This window comes from Rhodocytophaga rosea, from assembly GCF_010119975.1.
In the GTDB taxonomy this organism is placed as follows: Bacteria; Bacteroidota; Bacteroidia; order Cytophagales; family 172606-1; genus Rhodocytophaga; species Rhodocytophaga rosea.
Genome location: NZ_CP048222.1, coordinates 8,380,220 through 8,403,530 on the forward strand (window position 1 = coordinate 8,380,220; position 23,311 = coordinate 8,403,530).

At 39.3% G+C, this 23,311-nt stretch carries 18 protein-coding genes; 12 read left to right on the forward strand and 6 right to left on the reverse strand.

The window, feature by feature from the left end; genetic code table 11:
* Window positions 1–2 precede the first annotated feature (2 nt).
* Both GXP67_RS34465 and GXP67_RS34470 read left to right on the forward strand, forming a co-directional pair.
* Window positions 3–1,964, forward strand: a complete 1,962-nt coding sequence (locus GXP67_RS34465) for an STN domain-containing protein (protein ID WP_162447332.1) — start codon at window positions 3–5, stop codon at window positions 1,962–1,964.
* A 231-nt stretch (window positions 1,965–2,195) separates the two neighbouring features.
* A complete protein-coding gene (locus GXP67_RS34470; protein WP_232064757.1) occupies window positions 2,196–4,709 on the forward strand; it encodes a DUF5686 and carboxypeptidase regulatory-like domain-containing protein in 2,514 nt (837 codons plus the stop codon).
* A 106-nt stretch (window positions 4,710–4,815) separates the two neighbouring features.
* Here the strand turns inward: GXP67_RS34470 and GXP67_RS34475 are convergent, their stop codons facing one another.
* Window positions 4,816–5,421 (reverse strand): hypothetical protein, encoded by a 606-nt coding sequence (locus GXP67_RS34475; protein ID WP_162447333.1) that lies wholly within the window; start codon window positions 5,419–5,421, stop codon window positions 4,816–4,818.
* A 435-nt stretch (window positions 5,422–5,856) separates the two neighbouring features.
* Complete coding sequence (locus GXP67_RS34480; RefSeq protein ID WP_162447334.1) at window positions 5,857–7,248, reverse strand: PP2C family protein-serine/threonine phosphatase; 1,392 nt, start codon at window positions 7,246–7,248, stop codon at window positions 5,857–5,859.
* Window positions 7,249–8,107: 859 nt separating this feature from the next.
* Between GXP67_RS34480 and GXP67_RS34485 the strand changes: the two genes are divergently transcribed.
* The 4 genes from GXP67_RS34485 (at window position 8,108) to GXP67_RS34495 (ending at window position 12,076) form a co-directional block, all read left to right on the forward strand.
* The gene (locus tag GXP67_RS34485) at window positions 8,108–8,371 is read left to right on the forward strand and encodes a hypothetical protein (protein WP_162447335.1); all 264 of its coding nucleotides are present in this window, start codon (window positions 8,108–8,110) and stop codon (window positions 8,369–8,371) included.
* 248 nt (window positions 8,372–8,619) lie between these two features.
* Window positions 8,620–10,680, forward strand: coding sequence for an alpha-L-rhamnosidase-related protein (locus tag GXP67_RS34490; protein WP_232064759.1), 2,061 nt, complete (start codon window positions 8,620–8,622; stop codon window positions 10,678–10,680).
* Complete coding sequence (locus tag GXP67_RS37640) at window positions 10,677–11,045, forward strand: hypothetical protein (RefSeq protein ID WP_232064761.1); 369 nt, start codon at window positions 10,677–10,679, stop codon at window positions 11,043–11,045. Before GXP67_RS34490 ends, GXP67_RS37640 begins: the two co-directional genes overlap by 4 nt.
* Window positions 11,046–11,587: 542 nt before the next feature.
* On the forward strand, window positions 11,588–12,076 hold the full coding sequence (locus GXP67_RS34495) for a hypothetical protein (RefSeq protein ID WP_162447336.1): 489 nt from the start codon (window positions 11,588–11,590) through the stop codon (window positions 12,074–12,076).
* Window positions 12,077–12,129: 53 nt separating this feature from the next.
* Here the strand turns inward: GXP67_RS34495 and GXP67_RS34500 are convergent, their stop codons facing one another.
* The 3 genes from GXP67_RS34500 to GXP67_RS34510 all read right to left on the reverse strand — a co-directional run bounded on the left by GXP67_RS34500 (window position 12,130) and on the right by GXP67_RS34510 (window position 15,324).
* On the reverse strand, window positions 12,130–13,761 hold the full coding sequence (locus tag GXP67_RS34500; RefSeq protein WP_162447337.1) for a VWA domain-containing protein: 1,632 nt from the start codon (window positions 13,759–13,761) through the stop codon (window positions 12,130–12,132).
* A 50-nt stretch (window positions 13,762–13,811) separates the two neighbouring features.
* A complete protein-coding gene (locus GXP67_RS34505; RefSeq protein WP_162447338.1) occupies window positions 13,812–14,333 on the reverse strand; it encodes a hypothetical protein in 522 nt (173 codons plus the stop codon).
* A 208-nt stretch (window positions 14,334–14,541) separates the two neighbouring features.
* Window positions 14,542–15,324 (reverse strand): hypothetical protein, encoded by a 783-nt coding sequence (locus GXP67_RS34510; RefSeq protein ID WP_162447339.1) that lies wholly within the window; start codon window positions 15,322–15,324, stop codon window positions 14,542–14,544.
* Window positions 15,325–15,570: 246 nt separating this feature from the next.
* On the opposite strand from GXP67_RS34510, the gene GXP67_RS34515 reads away from it, so the two are divergent.
* The gene (locus tag GXP67_RS34515; protein WP_162447340.1) at window positions 15,571–16,341 is read left to right on the forward strand and encodes a queuosine precursor transporter; all 771 of its coding nucleotides are present in this window, start codon (window positions 15,571–15,573) and stop codon (window positions 16,339–16,341) included.
* 86 nt (window positions 16,342–16,427) lie between these two features.
* Here the strand turns inward: GXP67_RS34515 and GXP67_RS34520 are convergent, their stop codons facing one another.
* Window positions 16,428–17,183, reverse strand: a complete 756-nt coding sequence (locus GXP67_RS34520; protein WP_162447341.1) for an RNA methyltransferase — start codon at window positions 17,181–17,183, stop codon at window positions 16,428–16,430.
* Between the two features lie 55 nt (window positions 17,184–17,238).
* On the opposite strand from GXP67_RS34520, the gene tamL reads away from it, so the two are divergent.
* From tamL to GXP67_RS34545, 5 genes are all read left to right on the forward strand, one after another.
* Window positions 17,239–19,251 carry a translocation and assembly module lipoprotein TamL gene (gene tamL, locus GXP67_RS34525; RefSeq protein ID WP_162447342.1) on the forward strand — a complete coding sequence of 671 codons (2,013 nt, stop codon included), beginning with the start codon at window positions 17,239–17,241 and terminating at the stop codon, window positions 19,249–19,251.
* Between the two features lie 119 nt (window positions 19,252–19,370).
* Window positions 19,371–19,679, forward strand: coding sequence for a BamA/TamA family outer membrane protein (locus GXP67_RS37925; protein WP_394351991.1), 309 nt, complete (start codon window positions 19,371–19,373; stop codon window positions 19,677–19,679).
* A gap of 114 nt (window positions 19,680–19,793) precedes the next feature.
* On the forward strand, window positions 19,794–21,257 hold the full coding sequence (gene miaB, locus GXP67_RS34535; protein WP_162447343.1) for a tRNA (N6-isopentenyl adenosine(37)-C2)-methylthiotransferase MiaB: 1,464 nt from the start codon (window positions 19,794–19,796) through the stop codon (window positions 21,255–21,257).
* Between the two features lie 94 nt (window positions 21,258–21,351).
* Entirely contained in the window at window positions 21,352–22,614 is a 1,263-nt protein-coding gene (locus GXP67_RS34540) for a sigma-54 interaction domain-containing protein (protein WP_162447344.1), read from the forward strand.
* Entirely contained in the window at window positions 22,601–23,158 is a 558-nt protein-coding gene (locus GXP67_RS34545) for an LptE family protein (protein ID WP_162447345.1), read from the forward strand. Before GXP67_RS34540 ends, GXP67_RS34545 begins: the two co-directional genes overlap by 14 nt.
* The last annotated feature ends 153 nt before the right edge of the window (window positions 23,159–23,311 follow it).

The following is a 23,311-nucleotide window of genomic DNA, read 5'->3' on the forward strand; positions in this document are numbered from 1 at the left end:
ACATGAGAACAGCTATAGAAATAAACCTCAAAAAGTGGCTACCCAGCATTATACTGGCCTTTAGTTGCCTGATGGTTGAACCTGCTTATGCTCAATCCTCCCTGCTTGACACCAAAGTTACGGTACACATTACAAATAAAACACTTGCAGATGTTCTGGATGAAATCAAAATCAATTATCAGATTCCTTTTTCCTATTTCAAAAACCAGCTTCCCCTACAAAAGAAGATAAACCTCCGCCTGCAAAATGAGCCCTTGGATAAACTCCTTGACCAGATAAGTTTACAAGCTGGCATTCAGTATCAGGCCATCGGCGGACAGATTGTATTGAAAGAAATGATAGAAACGCCTTTGAAGAAACCTGCTAATATAACTGGCTCACAGCCTAAAAAACACCTCATTCCTATTTCCAAAAAGCCATCCATTCAACCAAACTCATATATCTTTTTGGCTGATAATAGCGATTTTTCAACTATCCGCCATACTTCCAAAGAGGCTTATCTTTCAAACAAAATAAGTTTCAGAAATAATATTGCTCAGAAAGAAAATGATGAGCCGCAATTCCTCCGGTCTAATTTTGCAACTTCAGATGCTCAAACATTGCCTGACAATAGCCGCTTTGCGCATATAACTCATCTGGACCAAGCTTTTTATATGCCAGCTAGTCAGCCTGATATCAGTAATTTAAAGGTCATTTCGGCTGGCAATTTCCCTGCGATTCCGGCTACAAAACCTGAATTCAGGCATAGCACCCTGCAACTGGCGCTCGTTCCCGGAGTCAGCACACATGGTATTCATCCAGGCGAATACACCAATGCTGTTTCTATTAATCTACTGGCCGGATATTCTGCCGGAAACAAATTTGTGGAAATTGGTGGATTGTCTAACTTCAATCAGGATCATGTGTATGGCGTGCAAATTGGAGGTTTAGCAAATGTGGTGGGCGGGAATAAATTTGTGGGACTTACAGCGCAGGAAAAACAGAAGCTAAAAAAGGAAAATACAGAATCGAATCTGCAGGGCTTACAGATCGCCGGGCTTACCAATATTATTGCCGGAAATGCATTTGGCTGGCAAACCACCGGAGGCATTAATATAGTTCAGAAATCTTTACAGGGCGTACAATTTGCCGGAATTTCCAATCTGGTAAAAACCTATACTTTCGGCATACAGCTGGCTGGTATTTCAAACGCTTCTATGGAATCGGTAGATGGGCTACAGATAGCTGGCTTGTATAATTATACAGATGGCGAATTGCATGGCATTCAGTTGAGCGCTTTCAACCAGGCCGGGGAAATTGAAAGCAAACGTTCCCTGATTTCGGTGAATCATACCGGCTTACAACTTGGCCTGATAAATACAGCCAGACGCATGAATGGCTTTCAGGTAGGTGTTGTCAATATCGGCGGTGAGATGGCAGGTACACAGATTGGACTTATCAATCTTAATTCCGGTAAACATGGAAAAGGAATGCCGATCGGATTATTTAACCTCAATACCAGAAATGAATTTGTCCGGCTGTATACCAGCGAACTTTTTGCCAGTAACCTGGAGATTTCAACTGGTTCCCTGAGGATACAGAATATGGTAAGTATTGGGTACAATCTGCTGCCAGGAAATGATTTCTACAAGCCAAAATGGAGTGTCGGTTACAGTATCGGGCAGATAAAAAGGCCAGGAAAAGATTTCTTTTATAGTTATGATGCAGGAATAGCCCATGTAAATCAGCAAGGAAAACTGACGAAACAACTCAGCCTGCTTACAAGGGCAAGAGCTACTGCTGGGTATAAAATCAGTTTGAGAAAGGTAGTTTTTCATCTGTTTGGTGGAATCACGTTCAATACATTCATCGCTGATCATGACAGGAACCCCATTTCACCCGAATCTTTAAGAATATATCATACAAACAACGGCCGTTCACATCTGGAAATGTGGCCGGGTTTTGTTGCAGGCATTCATTTGTAATTACAAAAAAACGGAATATCAGATTAGTTGCGTTCGTATGAAAAGTAATTCCCCTATACTCAATCATTGTAGATTTTGCTATGTACAGGTATTTTATTAATGATCATCCTTACAATTTATTTATCATTTGTGTAAACACCTTTCCGATCATTCGCGGGTCATTACTTAGACTTTAGGTAAAGTACGCCTGTACAAAATTTCCTTATACGTTTATTGAGATCCATACCAGCTATGCTCCAACCCTGCGTTTTGAAACCGGCCATTAGGTTTATTTTCATTGGAATGTGTTTAACCTTGCTATTTTTTCCTGCCTTTTCCCAAAACATCAGCGGATTTATAAAAGATGAAAATAATAATCCAGTGGCTTTTGCCAACGTATTTGTCCGGGAACTTAATACTGGTACAGCCACAGATGCGAAGGGGTATTATTTTCTTTCCATAGATCCTGGAGTATACAACCTGGTATATTCCTCTATTGGCTACCAGCCTAAAACGATTCAGGTCATTATTTCAGATAAGCCGCTCAAACAGGATATGATATTGCCTGCTTCCAATGCCCAGTTAAATGAAGTAGTTGTAAAAGCCAGCCGCAAAGATCCGGCTTATGAAATTATTCAACATGTGATTGACAACAAAGAAAAGTTCCTCACGCAGGTAAAAACGGCCAGAACCCAGGTATATTTGAGAGCTACAGAAGTGATTGATGTAAAGAAAAAGAAAGCTCAGGCAGATAAAGAAGAAGCGGAAGAATCCTCCAAAGAAGGCCCTCCCCTTGACCAGTTTGCCGCAGAAAAGAAAAAGGAAGAAGAACGCTTGCAACGCATCAATATGGTGGAAATGCAACTCACGCTGAATTTTCAATATCCTGATCAATATAAAGAAGAACGGACAGGCTTTAAAGCCTATGGCAGCAAAGAAGGGTTATTTATTCCGGTTTTTAATGAATCAGATTTTAACTTTTACCAGAACCTGGTATATCTGAAAGGCATTTCTGAAGTGCCTGTTATTTCACCGGTAAGTAAACTGGCTGTATTGTCGTATAAGTATAAGCTGGAAGAGGTATTGGTAGAAAATACGCAAGTCGTATATAAAATCAGGGTAACACCCCGGAAAACCGGAGATGCCACTTGCAAAGGGATTTTGTATATCAATGATAGCACCTGGAACATTAACCGGCTGGAACTCACGCTTGAAAAAGGTGGCTTGAAATTCTACGATGCCTTTACCATTAAGCAAACGTATCAGAATATGGGTGAAGAAGTATGGATTCCATCCAGGCAGGAATTTATATACCAGACAAAAGCCGGTGCCAAATCATTTCAGGGAAATACCGTTTGGGTGTTTACCGATTTTCAGAAAGATTATGTATTTCCTCCTAAGTTCTTCGGCAATGAAGTATCCATTACCACCAAAGAAGCATATGAAAGAGATTCTTCTTACTGGAAAAGTGCCAGGGCAGAACCACTCACAATAGACCAGCAAAAAGTGATTGCTTACCGGGATAGTGTGGAAGCCGCCCATAAAACGAAAGCATATCTGGATTCGGTGGAAACCAGATTCAATAAAATTACGGTCGGAGAAGTATTGTACCATGGCGTAGGTTTCCGGAAAGAGGCCACTAAGCGCAATATTTACATCTCTCCCCTGTTGAGTCTGATCAATTTTGAAGTGATTGGCGGTTTCCGGCTGGGTCCGTATGTTTCGTATTTCCGCAGATTTGAAAATGGCAGGCGCTTGTATACCTCTGCCTCTTTTTCCATCGGCCTGAAAAACACCGACTGGCAAGGCAGTATTGGCTTCTGGACCAGATATCAACCCTACCGCCTGGGCGATGTATCGGTACGTGCCGGACGGTCGTTTCATTCCATTAACAGCTTTGATGCCTACCTCAACCAGCTCCGTATTTCCAATTATATTTTGCATGAGCATGTAGATCTGTTTCACCGGATTGAACTGGTAAACGGCCTGTATTTAGGTACAGAACTAGGTTTTCATAACCGGCATTCGGTAGAAGATTATGACCGCACATCTATCATCAACCGGGTGATTGATGAAGATGATCCCCTAGTTTTTGAAAATTACCAGGCTCTGATCAGTACTGTACGCCTGGCGTATACGCCTAAGCAGCGGTTTATGAGCGAACCTAACCAGAAAGTAGTATTAGGCAGCAAGTTTCCTACTTTCAGCATCAGCCACCGGAGAGGCTGGAACGGCTTATTGACGAGCGACGTAAATTTTGATTATATAGAACTAGGCATTGAACAAAACCTGCTGCTGGGTACATTGGGCAATTCCAGATATGCGCTGATGGCCGGAAAGTTTGTAAATACGAAAAACCTGCCCTATGTAGACCTGAAGCGCTTCCGCCAGTCAGACCCATATTTGTATTCCGATCCGCTCCATTCCTTCCAACTATTGGACACTTCCCTTTCAGCCACCGGGCTTTTTCTGGAAGGCCATTATATTCATCATTTCAACGGAGCCATGATCAATAACCTGCCATTGATCAAAAAAACCAAGATCCGTACGGTCGCTGGTGCCGGTGCGATGTGGATTCAGCAAAGTAATTATAGATATGAAGAAGTATTTGGAGGTATTGAGCGGATATTTAAACTCGGTGCCAGGCGAAGGCTGCGGCTAGGCGTATATGGTGTAATTTCACAAACCAATCACAGGGCTCCGGAAACAGGCTACAAAATCTCCTTCGATATTATTGATACCTGGAAACGGGAATGGAGTTATTAATATTTCGATTGTTGTTAGTTGGTTGTTATTGGTTGTTAGGCAGACATTACGAATTAGATGCAAGGTAATGACTAAAAATTAACAGAAATAAATTTAGCCCGTTTGATTAAATACACTCATTCCGTACAGGAATATTATGGGTCTCCAGTTTTGCTTTGAGTGCAAGCCAAGTTTTATCTCTTAAAGTTCCAGCCGGATAGAGTGCCGTTCTGAAATCTTTGGTAATCATCCGCAAACAATTAGGTAAATTCCCACGTGTTTCAAATACAATTTCATGTATATCTGCCAGTCTGTATGCTTTGTTTATCCAGATCAGGTTATGATTATTTACCACAAAATAAGTCTGTGATACTTTATAATAATGCATTTGCCAGGAAAGGAAAAAGAACCAATATAAAGCAACTAACACTAAAAATAACCCTCCCCAGTCTGTCTTTAAATGATCAGTTATAATAAACGTATAGACAATCGTACCAAATATTAGCCAAAGGCTTATTCTCTTTAATGAAAGGAACTGATTTCCTTTGAAGGTATCGAACCATTCCTGGCTGAATTCGGATGTGTGAATCTGTAGTATTTTTTTCCTGGAATAACTTTTATTATCAATTACAATCGTTTTTAAAAACGTTTTTATTTCCCATGCATTCTGATACATACTGTCATATATGTACCTGGTTTGCCCGTTACCAAATTGCAACTTGGCAGACTCCATATCATAACTAAAGAAAACTGAAAAACTTCTTTTGCCTGTAAATTCAATATGTTTCAAATCGGCCGACAAAAAAATCTCTTTATTAAATGAAATACTACTTGAATCAACCTGTATGATAGGGGCATTCTTATAATGTAAGTAAACACTATAATAGGACAAATAATAAAATCCTATACTAAAAATGGGCACGAAATATAATTTTAGACTGAAACCATTTTCTTTATTCTCCACAAATAAAAACAGCAACAGTGTTGTGCCAATGACAAAAAAGAAAAGGCAGGAGAAAATAATTATAAAGTAGAATTTAACTATATGTCTTCTAGAAAGTAGGGGTGTCATAAAATGGCTTACTAATAAAGGCCTGGCAACAGCAAGTCTTTTCTGGTTTATTAAAATATCATGGGAAAGTAATCCAGCTTACATTCATGCTTTTTACTAAAACCGCATGCCAATTACTAGCACGTCATCAATCTGTTTGGTTTCTCCGCGCCAGCTATTAAAAGCCTGTTGAAGCTGTTCTTGCTGTGTAGCTATTCTTTCAGATTGGATGGATAAGAGTAGTTCCTGAAAAGGTTTATAGCGGAATTTCTTACCTTCTGGACCGCCAAACTGGTCGGCAAAACCGTCAGTAAATATATAGACAGCATCGCCAGGCAATATTTCGAATGAATGATTGGTAAAGGGAGTTGTTTGCTTGCCAGGATACACTCCAATGGGTTGTTTGTCAGCCTTTATCTCCGTGACTTGTCCCTGCCGGATGAAATACATAGGATTAAAAGCTCCGGCATATTCCAATGTCTGTCTTTCCTGATCATAGCTGCATAAGGCAATATCCAGTCCTTCTTTGGCCTCTTCCGGATTTCCGCTTTGTGCTAATGCCTTAATTACACCTTTTCTTAAAGTATCCAGTATCGCTCCAGGCTGAGTGATCCCTTTTTCATTTACCGTTTCGCTGAGCAGGGAACTGGCGATCATGCTCATAAATGCACCTGGCACCCCATGACCAGTACAATCAGCAGCAGCAATAACAGATTTGCCATTTTTGTGAGAAAACCAGTAAAAATCACCGCTTACAATATCTTTAGGAAGGTAGAATATAAAACTATCCGGTAAATGCTGCCGGATCAGGTCCTTTGATGGCAAAATAGCTAGCTGTATTCGTTTAGCATAATTAATACTCTGCGTAATGCTCTTATTCTTATGCTCAATTATATCTTTTTGCTCCAGCAATTGTGTATTTGTTTGCGCCAAGGCCATCCTGGCCATAATTTCTTTAATTGTGAGCGAATACCTGGTCTGAATCAATATAATGGTAAACACAGCAACTGTTGCCGTTAACATACCCCCATTTAACAAAATCTGTTCTAATGTAAGCTGGCTGAATAAAGCAAAAAAGATAATATTTGCAACGATAGATAAAACGACCATTAACACGGAATACACTGGTTTCCAGAGTACCAGCATGCCTACGCCAATAAATAAAGCAATATAGGCAAATGTATGTTTCTGAATATCCGCTGCTCCCATTACAGAATACATGTACGCGTTCTGCAGGGAAATACCGATTACAGGTACAAATATCAACGCTTCTGCGCTTAACCTTAATTGTTTTTTTAATATAAGCGCCAGAACCGTTAGTAAAGCAACGCCAATCCTGATGGTGAAAAAGATTTTCCAGTAAGCTGGCAATGTAAAATAATCGCCAATTACCCAAATGGGATTTAGTACAATAGCGACCCAGCAGCCAATTACATGATATTTTTGAGCTGTTTGTCTAAGCTCTTCCTGCCAGTCAGCAGAGAAGTTTAATGATACTTGTTCAGCCATGTTTTGTAGGGAAAGTAACTATAGAAATTCAACGATAAATTTCTAAAAGAGCAGATAACACTGATGCTATATGAAGTTACAAATACATATATAAGACATTGCCTTTTTATGATTCCTGTTTAGCAGGCTGGATTCATACGCTTGTAATAAATGAGTTGTAATGCGTATAAATTAAAAAACATATGCCCGTTTTATCATGGCAATAAGAGGTTGTGAATAAATTTATTAAACCGATCCTTCACAAATTTCAGCGATCGTTAATCATGCCCTGAATGTGGCAGAATATAATTATAGGTATGTACTAATTTTACCGAACGCAAGTGCATCACCTACCTGTTAATGAGAGTTTCTGAGAGTATTGCCCTACAATCACAATTAAGCAATAATATATTGGGCAGTTATAATTTGCTTCAAATCTTTTGCTTAAACCAATTCATCACAGAACCGTTTATTATAAAATATACATTCTTAGGCATATTATGTTTTGCATATAACACTCAGTAAAAATTATAATAAAAGCGCCAATGAATTGATATAACTAACATTTAACTCAATTATAATTTATTTGGTTGATTACACATGTGTGTCATATTATTATGGAATAAACTTTTATTTCATGCTTTTATCCACAGGTAAATTTTTTATTCAAAAGATTAATTAAAACAATATTTATGAAAAAATAAATATTTAACTGTAAATCAGATATTTACAAAGAGAGAAAATAATTATAATACAATTTTATATTTCTATATAACAACTACTGAATTGATTTAATCCAAATTTTTTTCTAACAAATAAAATAATCTAAAATTATCCTCGTTCTCATAGAGAATTTTTAACCCTTAAATCCTTAATTACAATGAAAAAATTATTTTTCACCGTTGCCTTAGCGGCAGCTTTTATGACAGCACAAGCACAGGACGACACAAAATCTACATCTGGAGAGACTCAACCCAAAACTCAGACTGAAACAAGCCCAACTAAAAAGTCTGATAAAAAGATGGATAAGAGTTCAGATGATGCGAAGTCTACCTCTGGCGCAGGAACTACAACTGATACAACATTATCAGCTCCAACTACACCGGTAGATACTACCCGTAAAAAACCTGAAGATGAAGAATAGGGAATTACTTGCCTGCCTGGCAGGTAAATAATTTATTGCTTTTACGGAATAGAATCTAATGCGTCAGTACCTATTAAAAGGAATAACCGTTTCTATTCTATATGATACCAGATGGTAAATTACCATCTGGTATTTTTTCGTTTAAATCCTCACCGTTTACCATACTAGCCTGCCATAGTTTCTGAGCTTTCCTTACCTAAGGGTATTTCAATTTGTTATATTGCCTGACATTCCCTAACGCCTGCAATATGATTTCTCAACCGAAAATTTCTGTATTTCTGATCATTCTGATAGGTGCTTGCCTCATTCAATGTAAACAGGATGTGGACCATCAAAACAATAACCTGCCATCGTTGATGGCAGAAGTAGAAAGCATCTCTGGAAAAAAACAATATCTTGCCTCCCCATTTGTAACCGCAGGTGACAGGGTATACATGGTCGGCCATCAGGATGGGCAGTTTCCCGATTTAGGCTGGCATGTTACCGGCGAAATGGGAGGTATATGGAACCATCCCATCAAATTAATGGACGGATTTACTGTTTCACTGCAAGCCAATGGGCAATCCTATTGCTTAGCGCAGGCAGATACTTTTGTAAATTATCCATTTGCCAATAAACATATTTATCACTCTACTCCTGCCGGAATCAGGGTGGAACGGTTTCAGTTTGTACCCGATAGCATACAGGCTATTCTTGTAGAATTCACTTTATATAACGAATCCTCTGTAGAGAAAGAAATTGTATTTGAGTTCAATGGAATGGTCGATTTACGCCCCGTATGGCTGGGTGAACGGACGAACATGAATGATGCCGGAGATTTTTCCAGCTGGGATGAAGCAACCAAAAGTATGGTAGCCAAAGACAGCAGCAATAGCTGGTATGTAGTATATGGGTCTACCCTTTCACCTCAAAAGCACCAGATTGGTAGCCAAACGTGTGATTTTAAACGTATAGGCAAAGGCACCAATGCATCACTAAGTTACTCTTTACATATTCCTCCCAAGGGAAGTATAAGCTTACCCATAACTATTGCTGGCTCTTACCAGTCACTGGAAGATGCAAAAGCAGCATTTGAAAAGGTTCAGAAAAATCCTGTTCAATTATTACAACAGAAAAAAGCCAGGTACGCAACCATTGCTCAAACGGCACAATTAACGATTCCGGATAAAAATCTCGAACAAGCATTCCGGTGGGTAAAATATAATACAGACTGGCTTGTGAGAGATGTGCCTGAAACAGGCCGGGGTTTAACAGCGGGTTTACCGGATTATCCCTGGTGGTTTGGTGCAGATAGTGAATATGCCTTACAGGGAGCCATTGCTACCGGACGAAAAGATCTGGTATACCAGACAATTGATGCGCTCTATCAGATATCCGAAAATGCGAATGGAAACGGACGCATCATTCATGAAGTTTCTACCAATGGTGCTGTATTTAATCCCGGAAACATCAATGAAACACCCCAGTTTGCTTCTCTTATCTGGTTTGTATACCAATGGACAGGCGACAAAGCTTTTTTGCAGAAATATTATCCGGTTGTAAAAAAAGGGTTAGACTGGCTGTTGAGGGAAAATGATACAGATAAAAATCTCTTGCCGGATGGTTTTGGTATGATGGAAATTCATGGCCTAAACAGTGAAATGATAGACGTGGCAGTGTACACACAAAAGGCTTTTGCTAATGCTGCACAAATGGCGGAACTCATGGGTGAAAAAGAAATTGCCAGCTCGTATCGTAACAAGGCGGATACTTTACGCAAAAAAATCAATTCTGAATTCTGGGTACCTGAAGCCAATTCTTACGCAGATTTTGTGGGTACGGCTACACAAGCCAGTCACCTGATAAATGATGCGATTGTCCGGGCAGATACACTGAAAAAGCCATGGGCAGTGAAAGAATTACAGGAAACTAAAAATAAAGTAAAAAATTATCCGGCAACAAAAAAACAAGGTTTTGTACTCCACCATAACTGGGTTGTAAACACACCTATGGAAACTGGGATTGCCGACACAAGTAAAGCATTATCCGCTCTAGAAACCGGAAGCCAGTTTGTAAATCCTTATGGCATGTTTGTAACCGGCATAGACCGGGATGAAAGTGCCGGTAAAGATGAAAGCTCCTTTGCAGCTGGTAAAAAGATATTTTCATATACCGGGGCAGTTATGACCTTACCTACAGGTGTTCAGGCTATTTCTGAGAATAATTATGGTCGTCCGGATAAAGCCTTGGATTATCTGCAACGCATGACTAAAACATTTGGCTATGCCTTCCGGGGTCTATTTATGAAGTATCGCCGGATTATGGGATGACTACACAAGCCTGGAATATTTACAGTTATGCTGTTCCAATTATAATCCAATTTTTTGGCATTAAACCCAGGGCTTTTGAAAAAACAATCTACATTCAGCCACAGATGCCTTCCGGATGGGAAAATGCTAAGTTAAATAATAGCTTGGTAGGTGATAATTCAATCTCTATCTCTTACCAGCGTAAAGCAAATTCCCTGCAATTTGATATAAAGCAAAGCAAATCTGACTGGAAACTAGTACTCGCTTTTCCGGCAGGGAAGTATAATCAATGGCAGGTAAATGGAAAAACAGAATCCCCTCATACACAAGATAATTTGCAATTTTTAGAGATAAGTGGGCAAAAGGCACAATTAATTTTGAAGTAAAATTTTAGACCAGTCACTCTAAAAACCACCAGATAATCTGGTTTAAAAGGAGTTTTTTTAGTGTTCCTTCTGGCTGTTTATTCAAAGTAAATCCATATGATTTTTAACTTTCTTTGTAGCTAATAAAGTCTTTAAGCAATTCAAAAAATAGAGGTAACTAGTATTTGAATATTTTTAGATAATAAGGCTGTTATAAATTCATTTATATTTTTTCCATTATATGTATTTAGCCTTATTATTTATAATACAATACATATTAAGTCAATAAAAAAACCCTCATCATTTAATTTAACATCACAAGATATGTAATATATTTTCTAAACAAAAAGTCATATAATTTCTACTGCGAATTACAAAAAGCCATGTATCATATTACTATAGTTCAATTTTTAATAGAGCTGTAAATTGCGGCTTATACTCCAAAAACCATAAATAAGGTAGGTTACTTTTTTAAAAATAATAGTATTAATCTTAAAAATCTTACATAATACAGTTTGGTAAGATATTTGAGATAAAGAAAACTATCTATAAACAGATTTTTTATGAACAACCAGGTACACAGAATCAAAACCATTGAAAAGATTAATACTTCTATTAATGAATGCCGTACAACTGAGCAGGTAGTTAGTATTGAACAATTTCTGGATTTGTATTACAAAGTATTTCCGTTCGACCCACAATTTTTCAAGCAGGAATGGACGCTGGATACGCAGTTAAAAAACCGGAAGAAACACCTGGCTTTGCTCGATGATTCGGACTTTAGCTTAAGTGAGCAGAAAATGAGTTTACAGCGTTTGGATGCGTATGTACAGTCTGTATCTTTCAATAAATTAAGAAAAGAGTGGAAAGATCTGCGTTCACAACTCATTGGCATTGACACAAGCCGTTATCCTGCCTTGAGCGAAAACATTATTCATCTGCAATCTATGGAATATGGTAGCCTGCTGGTACAGGAAGTTCAGGATATGATCTATAAATTCAAACAGCGGATTTCCCCTCTATTTATGATGGTAAAACTTTACAACAAATAATTCAGACGGTAACAGCTGTTTCATAAAAGCCTTTACTGAAAAAGTAAAGGCTTTTATGTTATTTTTTTCAGATCCTTCGCCAGTTGCCTGGCAATTTCTTTGCTTTCCGGGTCATATACCCAATAGTTGTCGAAGAGTTCTACAATGGCTGGATTTGCCTGTGTTGTAATAGTAAGGCTGTGAAAGCGGGTACCTTTTTTTTGCTCGGCTTTCATGCGTTTGATCAGTTCATCCCGCATCTCATACATAATAAAATCTGATATCATCAATACATCAGCATCTGTATAATCCCGGCTTTGGAGCATGTTCATCGCTTCAAACATAGGTGGATGAATATCAGTACCTCCATTAAATGTCATGGAGAGAAATTTTACCACCTGGTCTAAGGAAGATTCCAGTTCAAGCAGGTTTATTGTTTGCAGGCCGGTAGAAAAAGATATCAAATAACATTTTCGTTGCTCTTTGGCGGCCATTTTTAGTATGGCAAAACAAAGCACTTTGGCAATATATTCGGGCATTCCTTCCATAGACGCACTTGCATCCACACAGACAATAAAAGGGCCTTTTTCCTTACGCCTGGTTTTTTCCCTGATCCCTGTAGTTGTTCCTTCGCCTTTGATCATTTCCCTGCCCTGATACTGAAACGTAAGCAGATTTTTATCTGCATATTTTTTATAAAAAGCGGTCTCAGTTACCGGGTCTGCCAGCAAAACGGCTTCTGCCGGAAGCAGGTAGTTCAAATCATCACTTTCATAAATACCACCTATCTCCGATTTATGTTCACTAGTAGTACGCCAAGCAGCTTTAGATATGGCATATTCATATAATTCCTCTTCTATTTCCGTCTGGGCTTCACGCATTCGTCCCAGCAGGTCAGCCAGTTCCCGAATGGATTTTTCATTGTTGAGCAGCTGAGAATATTTTTGCAATAAATCAAAGTTTGTTTGTTTCCACAGCCCTCTCGACATATCCCAGAAACGGCCTGCTTCCATCGCAAAAGGAGCAATCAATTCGTACATCTGCTCATATTCCTCCACTTTGGCATATAGTAATTTGGTGAATTGTTCAGCTTGTTTGTGCATTTCCTCCATTTCATAGCGCAGACTTTTTTCGATCAGCAGTTGTTCCCATTGCTTAAGCAAATCATCCAGCAACAGGTCAATGGGAAGTTTTTCATCTGATGGAATTTGTAAGGAAGCCAGAAATCTGGCCTTATCCCGGAAAATATCATCCAATCGTTCCTCATAAAAACTAATATCAATTTGCTCTCTGGTATAAGTTTCCTTCAGAAAATTGGTCAGGTGGTACCAGGTATCCGCATAAATCTGTAAAGGGCGGTCTTTCCAGGATTGCAGCCGGTTAAATTCATCCTGGCAGGGATTATTCTTATTAATTTCCTGTTGCGACTTCCGCATCCATTGCAGGGTATCATGAATAATCTGGGAGGAAAGATGTTCATTGCCATTTGTTACCTTTAGCATTTTTGCATCTGAGAAAATCTGATCCAGGGCTTCTTTGAGGTAATCGAATTGAGGACTATTAAACCGGTGTGACAGGGATGGAGGCTTACGGTCTATTTTATTTTGGAGGTAATATGTAATGTAGCGTCTGGTTGGTTTATCAAAGATATTTCCAAACTCGATAAATTGTTTGTATTGTTCGTCCAGGTTTTCAACTGTTTGCATAAATTGTAAACAGTTGAAAACATTTTTTTGTTGATGATACCCACATAAAATTACCTGTTTCCACCACTAAATATCCAGGCAATACGGCCATACATTAGTATAGCATTCAACTCCAGCATTTCCTGCTCGTTATGCACATAGCTTTGCACCACAAACTCATTTTTATTTTTTTCCTGGAATTGCAGCAGCAGTACATCATCTTCCCATATAGTCATTTCTTTCAGGTCAATTCTATAGGTTCTTCCATCCGACATGAGCAAGGTATTACGTTTCCGGTTTTGCTTCCGTATAATACCAATCAAATTCCTGGTGATTTTATTGGCGATTTTTATTTCTCCATCATAAAATCCTTTGGTCTGAAATGTAAGAGAAATATTTCTGGCAGTGAAATGAGCTTTAGAACTGGCCGGATCAAAGGCAAGCCTGCCTACTTTCTCCCCTTCTGCATCAAAAAAATCAATGTAATCATTGTATACCGTAGGCCTGTACCAGTGTGGAGCCTCTGCTGGAATGTCTTCAGGCAAAAACAAACTGGTAAAAGTTACGATCAATATGAGCAGAATGGCTTGCAAAACTAATTTTTTCAGTAAATATACATATTCAAGCTATTCAATAGAAATTATTATACCCCATTCGCATGCATTCAGAAAGTAATATTTATCAATTTTTCACTGTACTACAATAAAAAAGCTGCATCTGTTTGAAGCCGCTTTTTTTCTAAATCAATAATTGATCTGTTCGTATATGTTGATACTTCCGGTTTACAGCTAATTTTTATATTTACTGGCAGTCAGCATACTGATAGGTATAATTCCAGGCTGGCTCATTGTCATGTTTGTATTGTAGAGAAACAGGATAACCTTCTTTGTTATACTGATAGGTGAGCACATTTACAGATTTGCTGCCATTATTTATATGGCTGATATGGGTGATAATACCTGGATTATGTTTCATTTTAAGGGTTCCGGGCAGAAAATACCATGGTTCCACATTCTTTTTTGTATCGTAATTGCTATAGAGGGTCGTAGAAACCAGAGTTAAGCTATCTTTAAATGTCCAGTATTTGAGTTCCTGAATAATGTTGCCTTTCCAGTCATAGGTATAGGAATATTTTCTGAATATCGGTTCTTTTTCGCCTTCATGAATCTGCACTTCTTTAATGGCTCCTGCACCGTTTCGCACATAATCTCTGGTGAATATAAGAACAGGTCCATGGTAGTGGCGTGTTTTCACTAAAGTATTGCCTTGGTACTCATATACTATTTTCTGATCATGGTCGTCCCAGGCTTCTTTTATTTGCTTATTTGCATCATAAGACAGATGTATGGTAGAAGATTCAGTTTCCTCTACTAAGCTGATCCCTTTTTTCAAGGTTACCAGTAAACCCTGGCTGTCGTAGGCATAGTCAATGTCTTCGTCCCAGGGCGTATTAATGTGGGAAATCCGGCAGGTAGGAGTTGGATGTTGATCTTCGTCATCTTTTAGTAATTCACAGGATGGCAGTGTAATTGTCATACAAAGCGCACTTACATATACAGCAGCTTTTGTCAGTATTGTTTTCATTTCAATAATAAATAGGGTGTAGATGGTTGGTGTTTAAAATTCATAATACGTTGGTTTCTAGCGGCTAACAGGGGAATACTAATAGATTAATTTGAATTTAATTGTAAAGTAACCAGTACCAGTAAAATTCTTTTCTATTCTCTCTGACCCTCTGTATACCACAAGGGTTGCAAAGCCAATTGAAGAAAATCTATTTGCTTTTTTTGCTTAATTTGTCAAACTTACCAGACTAAATAAACTCCATCTGTGCCTACATTTCTGTCTACACAATCCTCTAAACGAACCCAATTATTTCTGCTTCTGGGAGGTATTTTCCTCACCAATACGATCGTAGCTGAGATTATTGGTGTTAAAATATTTTCAGCAGAATCTCTTCTTGGAATCCCACCAGCACAGATTTCATTATTGAAAGGATTTACCCTGGATTTTAATCTTACGGCTGGTGCCGTACTATGGCCGCTGGTATTTGTTACCTCCGATGTGATTAATGAATACTTTGGACCGGCGGGTGTAAAAAAGATCAGTTACGCTACGGCTGGGTTTGTTTTATATGCCTTTGTCTTCATTTTTCTAATCACCCTGTTGCCACCGGCTGCCTTCTGGATTGATGTAAACAAAGCCACACCTACAGGTGATACCTTTGATATTAACTTTGCCTTTGGCAAGATTTTCAGGCAGGGATTGGGTATTATCATTGGTTCTTTAACTGCATTCTTGCTCGGACAATTGATTGATGCCTATGCGTTTCAATATATCCGCAAAATTACCGGCAATAAAAAAATATGGCTTCGGGCTACAGGTTCTACCCTCATTTCTCAGCTCATAGATAGTTTTGTTGTGCTTATAGTTGCTTTTTATATTTTTGGGAACTGGTCGTTTGCGCAGGTGATATCAGTGGCTATTATTAATTACATATATAAATTCATTATGGCTATTCTGCTGACGCCTCTGCTCTACATTGCACACTATTGGATAGACCGTTATCTTGGGAAAGAAGAGCTTGTCAATAGTCAGTGATAAAGTTAATAGTTGATGAGCTGAGGGTTTATGGATTAAAAGCAAAACGGACCATTAAAGAGAAAATCACTCAATCACTCAATCACTCAATCATTTCCCACTGCCCTCCTCAAATTGTCGCAGATCACGGCTGTTGCAATCCCCACATTTAATGATTCTGCTCCTCCATACCTGGGAATATGAATTTTCTGTTTGATTAAAGGCTCTAATGCCTGACTAATGCCCTGAGATTCATTGCCCATCACAATAAGGCCAGAGGAAGCAAACGAAACCGTGTGTACATCTATTCCATTCAGATAGGCCCCGTATACTTGCAGGTTTGCCGTATGTTGCAGATATTCGTGCAGATTACAATAATACAATTGTACCCGTGTAAACGAACCCATACTTGCGGCTATCACCTTAGGATTGTAAAAGTCAGTGGTGGATTCCGAGCAGATAATTTTAGTAATACCATACCAGTCGGCAATCCGGATAATAGTCCCTAAATTTCCCGGGTCTTTTATTTCATCCAAAATAAGGGCATATTCGTTAGAAGTAACAGAAAGTGGCAGATTAGGTTTACTCACCACTACCGCCAGACAAGCATTATTTGATTGAAAAACGCCTGTTTTTTCCAGTTCTTCCTGTGTCAAAATCTGTAATTCAAAACTTTGCCTGGAAAGGAGCCGTATATTTTCATTGTAAAATTCCTGGGTCGTAAACAGAACAGTGATTTGATAATCTGATGACAGTAATTCCTGCACACTCTTTGCTCCTTCCACCAGAAATGCCTGGTGCAGTTTCCGGTATTTTTTCACCTGCAGGGAATGAATCAATTTTAACCACTTTTTAGAAATCATATACAAACCATTGAGAAAGCGATATTACATTTTTCTGCACTGCCTTACAATCCTGATGCTCTCAGGCTGCCTTAATAAGGAAAAACTATTGCGTAAAAACGAATTTTTATTGTACAGCCAGAAAATAGAAGGGAATGATAAAATAGCCACCGATGATCTGGAACCCTTCTACCGGCAACAATCCAATAAACGTATTCTGAATCTACCCATTATGCCCTACCTGTGGATCTACTATCAGGGCAGCAAGCTATATAATGAAGATAAAGTAAAGAAAAATATCGAACGGGTCAAAAACCGCTATAATGACCGGATTGCCGCTGCGGATGTAAATTCCGGAAAGTATGAACGATTGAAACACCGCCGGGACCGTAAACTCGATAAATACGAAACCCAGCTGGAAGAAGGTAATTTCTGGATGCGTATCGGAGAGCCTCCGGTTGTATTCGATTCTTTGCTCTCCAAACAGGCGGCTGAACAAATGCGTTTTTATGCCACTACAAAAGGTTATTTTGATGCTACTTCTTCCTACTCCTTTAAACTGGATACTGCCCGAAGAACGGCCAAAGTCGTGTACAAAATTACCGAGAACCAACCCTATAAAATTCAGGATACTTCCTATGTGGTAGACAATTCGCATATAGATAGCCTTTTGAGAGCCAGTGTAAAAAATAGCCCCATTAAACCAGGCGATATATATGACGAAGATAACCTGAACCTGGAAAGGGAGCGTATTGATAAACTATTAAAAAACAACGGTTATTTCAACTTTAACCGGCAGTATGTGGAATACCGCATTATAAGTGATACTGTCGTTACAGATGCATTGTTAAACAAAATTGCCAAAGATGAAGACAAATTAGTAGAAGTAGAAACGGTGGTGAACAAACCTGCTGGTCAGGCACAACACACGCTTTACAAACTGGATGATATCTATTTTACGACCGATGCTAATACACCTGGCGGGCGAATTAGAGCCGGCAGACGGGATACAGTAGAATATGAGGGCGTGCATTATATTGGGTATAACACCAAACGTTTTTCCAAAAAAATATTGAATGCCAAACTACTGATGCGTCCTGGCGATTTATATAGCTTGCAGCGGACTATCGAAACTCAGCGTGTACTTAGCAGCCTTGATATTTTTAAATTTGCTAATGTATATTATGATACCACTGGCAATAAATTCACCGCCAGAATCAATGCCAGCCCACTGGAGAAATATACCGTGAGTGACGAATGGGGCGTAACAGTTAGCCAGCAATTACCCGGTCCATTTGTAGACCTTACTTTTAAATCCCGCAATGTATTCGGTGGACTGGAAGTATTTGAAACGAGTGTCAGTGCCGGTATTATTGGGCAGGCCGGGTATTCGGATAACAATCAGGTATATGCCAGCCAGGAAATAAATGCAACGGCTTCGCTGGTATTTCCACAGATTTTCTTTCCAACTAAGGTTAGGTTTAAATTTAATCGCTATAGCCCCAGAACCAGGTTACTGGCAGGTTTTAATTTTAATAACCGGCCTGAATACCGGAGAGTAAACCTGAAAGCCGGTATGAACTATACCTTCCAGAAAGATATAAAACATTCCTTTACTATTTCACCAGTAGACTTGAACCTGATTTATACCCCTTCGGTAACAGCGGAATTTGATACTACTTTAAGAAAACTAAAAGACCAAGGCAGCAATCTCTACCGTAGTTTTCAGCGCTCATTTGTTTCTAGTCTCAGCGGAACGTATACCTACAACGACAATATCACCGGCCAGACCAAAGAAGCCCGTTATATCCGGGCGTTTGCTGAATCTGGTGGAACAACATTAAATATTCTGGATTGGGCAGATCCTTCTTTTAGAGGCGACAGTTTACAAGGTGCCCAGCTGTACAGGTACTTCAAGTTAAGCAATGATTTTCGCTATTATCTCCCTGCCGGGCGTAAAAGTAGCTGGGCCTTCCGTGTAAATGTAGGTATCGCAAGACCCTATGGACAATCAACAGTACTTCCATATGAACGCTTTTTCTTTGTAGGTGGCAGCAACAGCATCAGGGCCTGGCCCCCCGCCGTTTAGGTCCTGGCTCTGACCCAGATACATTAAATGGACAAGGTAATGTAGAATATGGAGCTAATTACCGTTTTGAACAACCAGGAGATATTTTACTGGAAACCAGTGCTGAGTACCGTTTTGATATTGTTAGCTTCTTAGAAGGTGCTGTTTTTGTAGATGCTGGTAATGTATGGATATGGAAGTCACAGTTAAATCAACCACAAGGGCAGTTCCACTGGAACCGTTTCTATAAAGAAATTGCAGTGGGTACTGGCTTTGGTCTACGCCTTGATTTCTCCTTTCTTATCCTCCGCTTCGATGTAGGTATTAAAGCGTATGATCCCGGAAAGCCTGCGGGGCAAAAGTTTATGCTCAAAAATTTATCTTTCAACCGGCCTTTTGGAGAACGTCAGCAAACGGTGCTGAATGTAGGTATTGGGTATCCATTTTAGTGAGCAAATTTTTCTGCCATTCTGTCATATTTAGTATAAATTACCTATCTTTGCAGCGAAGCCATTATTTTTATAATAATGGTTTTTGTTTTTATCCCCATTTGCTATTCAATTATGGAAAGACTCTTCAAAGACCTAGAAATATTAACCGAAGCCGATAAAGAAGCCTGCGAAGTGATGCGGGTTTCTGAAGAAGGGAAGAAAGCCCATGCCCGTAAATTATATATTGAGAGTTATGGCTGCCAGATGAACTTCGCCGATAGCGAAATTGTAACCTCTATTTTGCAGGAACAAGGCTTTGATACTACGGCCGACTTCGCAAAGGCAGATATTATCTTATTGAATACCTGTGCTATACGCGACAATGCCGAGCAAAAAGTACGAAACCGCCTTAAACACCTGACTACCGTTAAAAAAAATAAACCTGAAACGATTATTGGAGTATTAGGCTGTATGGCCGAGCGATTGAAAGCTAAATTACTTGAAGAAGAGAAGATTGTAGATATGGTAGTGGGACCGGATGCCTACCGGGATCTGCCTAGTTTGATTGCAGAAGTTGATAGTGGACAAAAAGCAGTAAATGTATTTTTATCCCGTGAAGAAACCTATGCTGATATTACTCCTATCCGTTTGCATACCAATGGCGTAACTGCTTTTATTTCTATCATGCGGGGTTGCGATAATATGTGCTCTTTTTGTGTAGTGCCATTTACCAGAGGCCGGGAGCGCAGCCGTGATTATATGTCTATTGTTGCCGAAGCCCGTGACTTATTCAACCGGGGTTACCGGGAGGTTACTTTACTCGGGCAAAATGTAGATTCATATAAATGGCAGGCTCCTTCTCATGAGATAGAGGGGATAAAAAATGAGGTAGTTACTTTTGCGAAACTTCTTGAAAAAATAGCCCAGATACATCCCGACTTACGGGTTCGTTTTTCTACATCTCATCCCAAAGACATTACCGATGAGGTGCTGCATACAATGGCTGCTTACGACAATATTTGCAAATACATTCATTTACCTGCACAAAGTGGCAATACGAGGGTTCTGGAACTGATGAACCGCACTTATTCCAGAGACTGGTACCTGAACCGTGTCGAAGTTATTCGTCGTATTTTAGGGCAAGAATGTGGCATTTCTACCGATATGATCGCTGGTTTCTGCACAGAAACTGAAACAGAACACCAGGATACTTTATCGCTCATGGAAGCAGTTCAGTATGATTTTGCCTACATGTTTGCCTATTCAGAACGTCCCAATACCCCGGCAGCAAAAAAGCTCAAAGATGATGTTGCAGAGACAGTTAAGAAAAGAAGGCTGAGTGAAATTATCTCTTTGCAGCAAAGGCTTTCTCTGGAAAGAAATAAACAGGATTTAGGTAAAGTTCATAGAGTGTTGATCGAAGGATTTTCCAAAAAATCAGAAGAATACCTGTTTGGCCGCAACACTGCCAACAAAGTAGTTGTTTTCCCTAAAAAACAATATCAAAAGGGAGATTACGTCGATGTGCTTGTAACAGATTGCACAGCGGCAACGCTGTTGGGGGAAGGAATTGAAAAAATTAGCAATATCTCATAACAGATGTATTCGTAGCTTTTATGCTAGAATAAGTTGCCAATAAAACATACATCGACAAATAATTGAATTGACCATCTAATTAAATTGCATTCTTTTGGATTCTGTAGATATATTAAGCATCAAACAAAGGTTTGGGATTATCGGTAATTCCCCCCTGCTCAATCACGCCATTCAGGTGGCGGCCCAGGTAGCTGGAACCGATATGACTGTTCTTATAACCGGTGAAAGCGGAAGCGGTAAAGAATCGTTTTCCAAAATTATCCACCAGCTCAGCAAACGTAAACACGGCCAGTTTATCGCCATTAACTGTGGGGCCATTCCCGAAGGAACTATCGATTCTGAATTGTTCGGGCATGAAAAAGGCTCATTTACTGGTGCCCATGAAGCCCGGAAAGGATATTTTGAAGTAACCGATGGCGGTACTATCTTTCTGGATGAGATAGCTGAAATGCCATTAGGAACACAAGCCAGGCTACTTCGGGTACTGGAAAATGGAGAATTCATCCGGGTGGGTTCTTCTAAAATCCAGAAAACAGATGTCCGGGTAGTAGCAGCTACCAACGTTAACCTCATACAGGCAGTGGAGAAAGGCAAGTTCAGGGAAGATCTGTATTACCGGTTAAATACAGTGCCTATCTACGTTCCACCTTTACGTGAAAGAGGCAACGATATCTTGCTGTTATACAGGAAATTCGCTACAGATTTTTCTGAAAAATACCGGGTAAAACCAGTATTTCTTACCGACGAAGCTTCAGCGCTGATGTTACAATTCCGTTTTCCCGGCAATATCCGGCAGCTCAAAAATATTGTAGAGCAAATGTCTGTACTGGAGATGGAAAGGGAAATTTCCAGAGAGACACTTGAAAAATATTTGCCCATGCAGCAGGGAAGTCAAACACCGGCTTTGTTCCGTGACCATGATATACGGGAGAATAATTTTACGGAACGGGATATTTTGTATAAGGTGCTGTTTGATATGAAAAAAGACATGAACGACCTTAAAAAGCTGGTATACGAACTGCTGCAAAACGAAGAATCTTATAGCAATGGTGATGATGTGCTTAAAAACCACAAAGATCTGTTTGGAAGTTTGGCGAAAGATTCTACACCCGAACCAGTAGTAAACGCACATTTGTTGCTGGAAGATGGAAAAAACAAAAATACCATAGATCTGGATAAGGTGGAAGACATTACCCATGAAACGGAAGACGATTCCTTGTCTTTAGAGAAAAAAGAGAAAGAAATGATTTTGAAAGCATTGCGTAAAAACCGGAACAAACGCAAATATGCGGCACAGGATTTGGGCATTTCCGAACGTACGCTTTACAGGAAAATTAAACAATATGAGATTGAATAGAAATCACTGGAACCGCTTTGTATCGATCCCTTCCTTCTTTCTGCTGTTTTGTATTCTATGGTTTATTCCTATATCCGGATGTGGCGTTTATTCATTTACCGGAACTACTCTAAGTCCAGATATACAAAATATTTCTGTAGCCAATTTTCTGAATGATGTGGGTGGAGGACCGGCCAATATAAGCCAGCAATTTACCGAGCGGTTAAAAGAATACTATCAGCAGAATTCTACGCTGAAAATTGCTTCTCCTGATGGCAATGCAGATTTACAACTGGAAGGTTCGATCATTGGCTATGATGTTACACCTATTGCACCCACACAAGGACAGAATGGACAATTAGCGGCCTTAAACAGATTGACTATTCGCGTGCAGGTAAAATTTGTCAACACAAAAAATGAAGAAGAAAATTTCGAATCGCCTTTCTCCTTTTATGCAGATTTTCCACAGGACCGAACACTTACTCAGGTAGAAAATGATCTGATCGTTGTTATTTTTGACCAGATTGTATTTGATATTTTTAACAAATCTGTTGCCAACTGGTAATTAAATAGATCTAAACTAAGGCAGCAAGCATAGCACATTAACCATCTATAAACTAAAACATTAATACATCTGTCGCTGCCAAAGCAATTATACAGTTTTATTGGTTCTACAGATACTGGGTATCTAGTCTAAAGCGAAATTTTACAGTAAAAA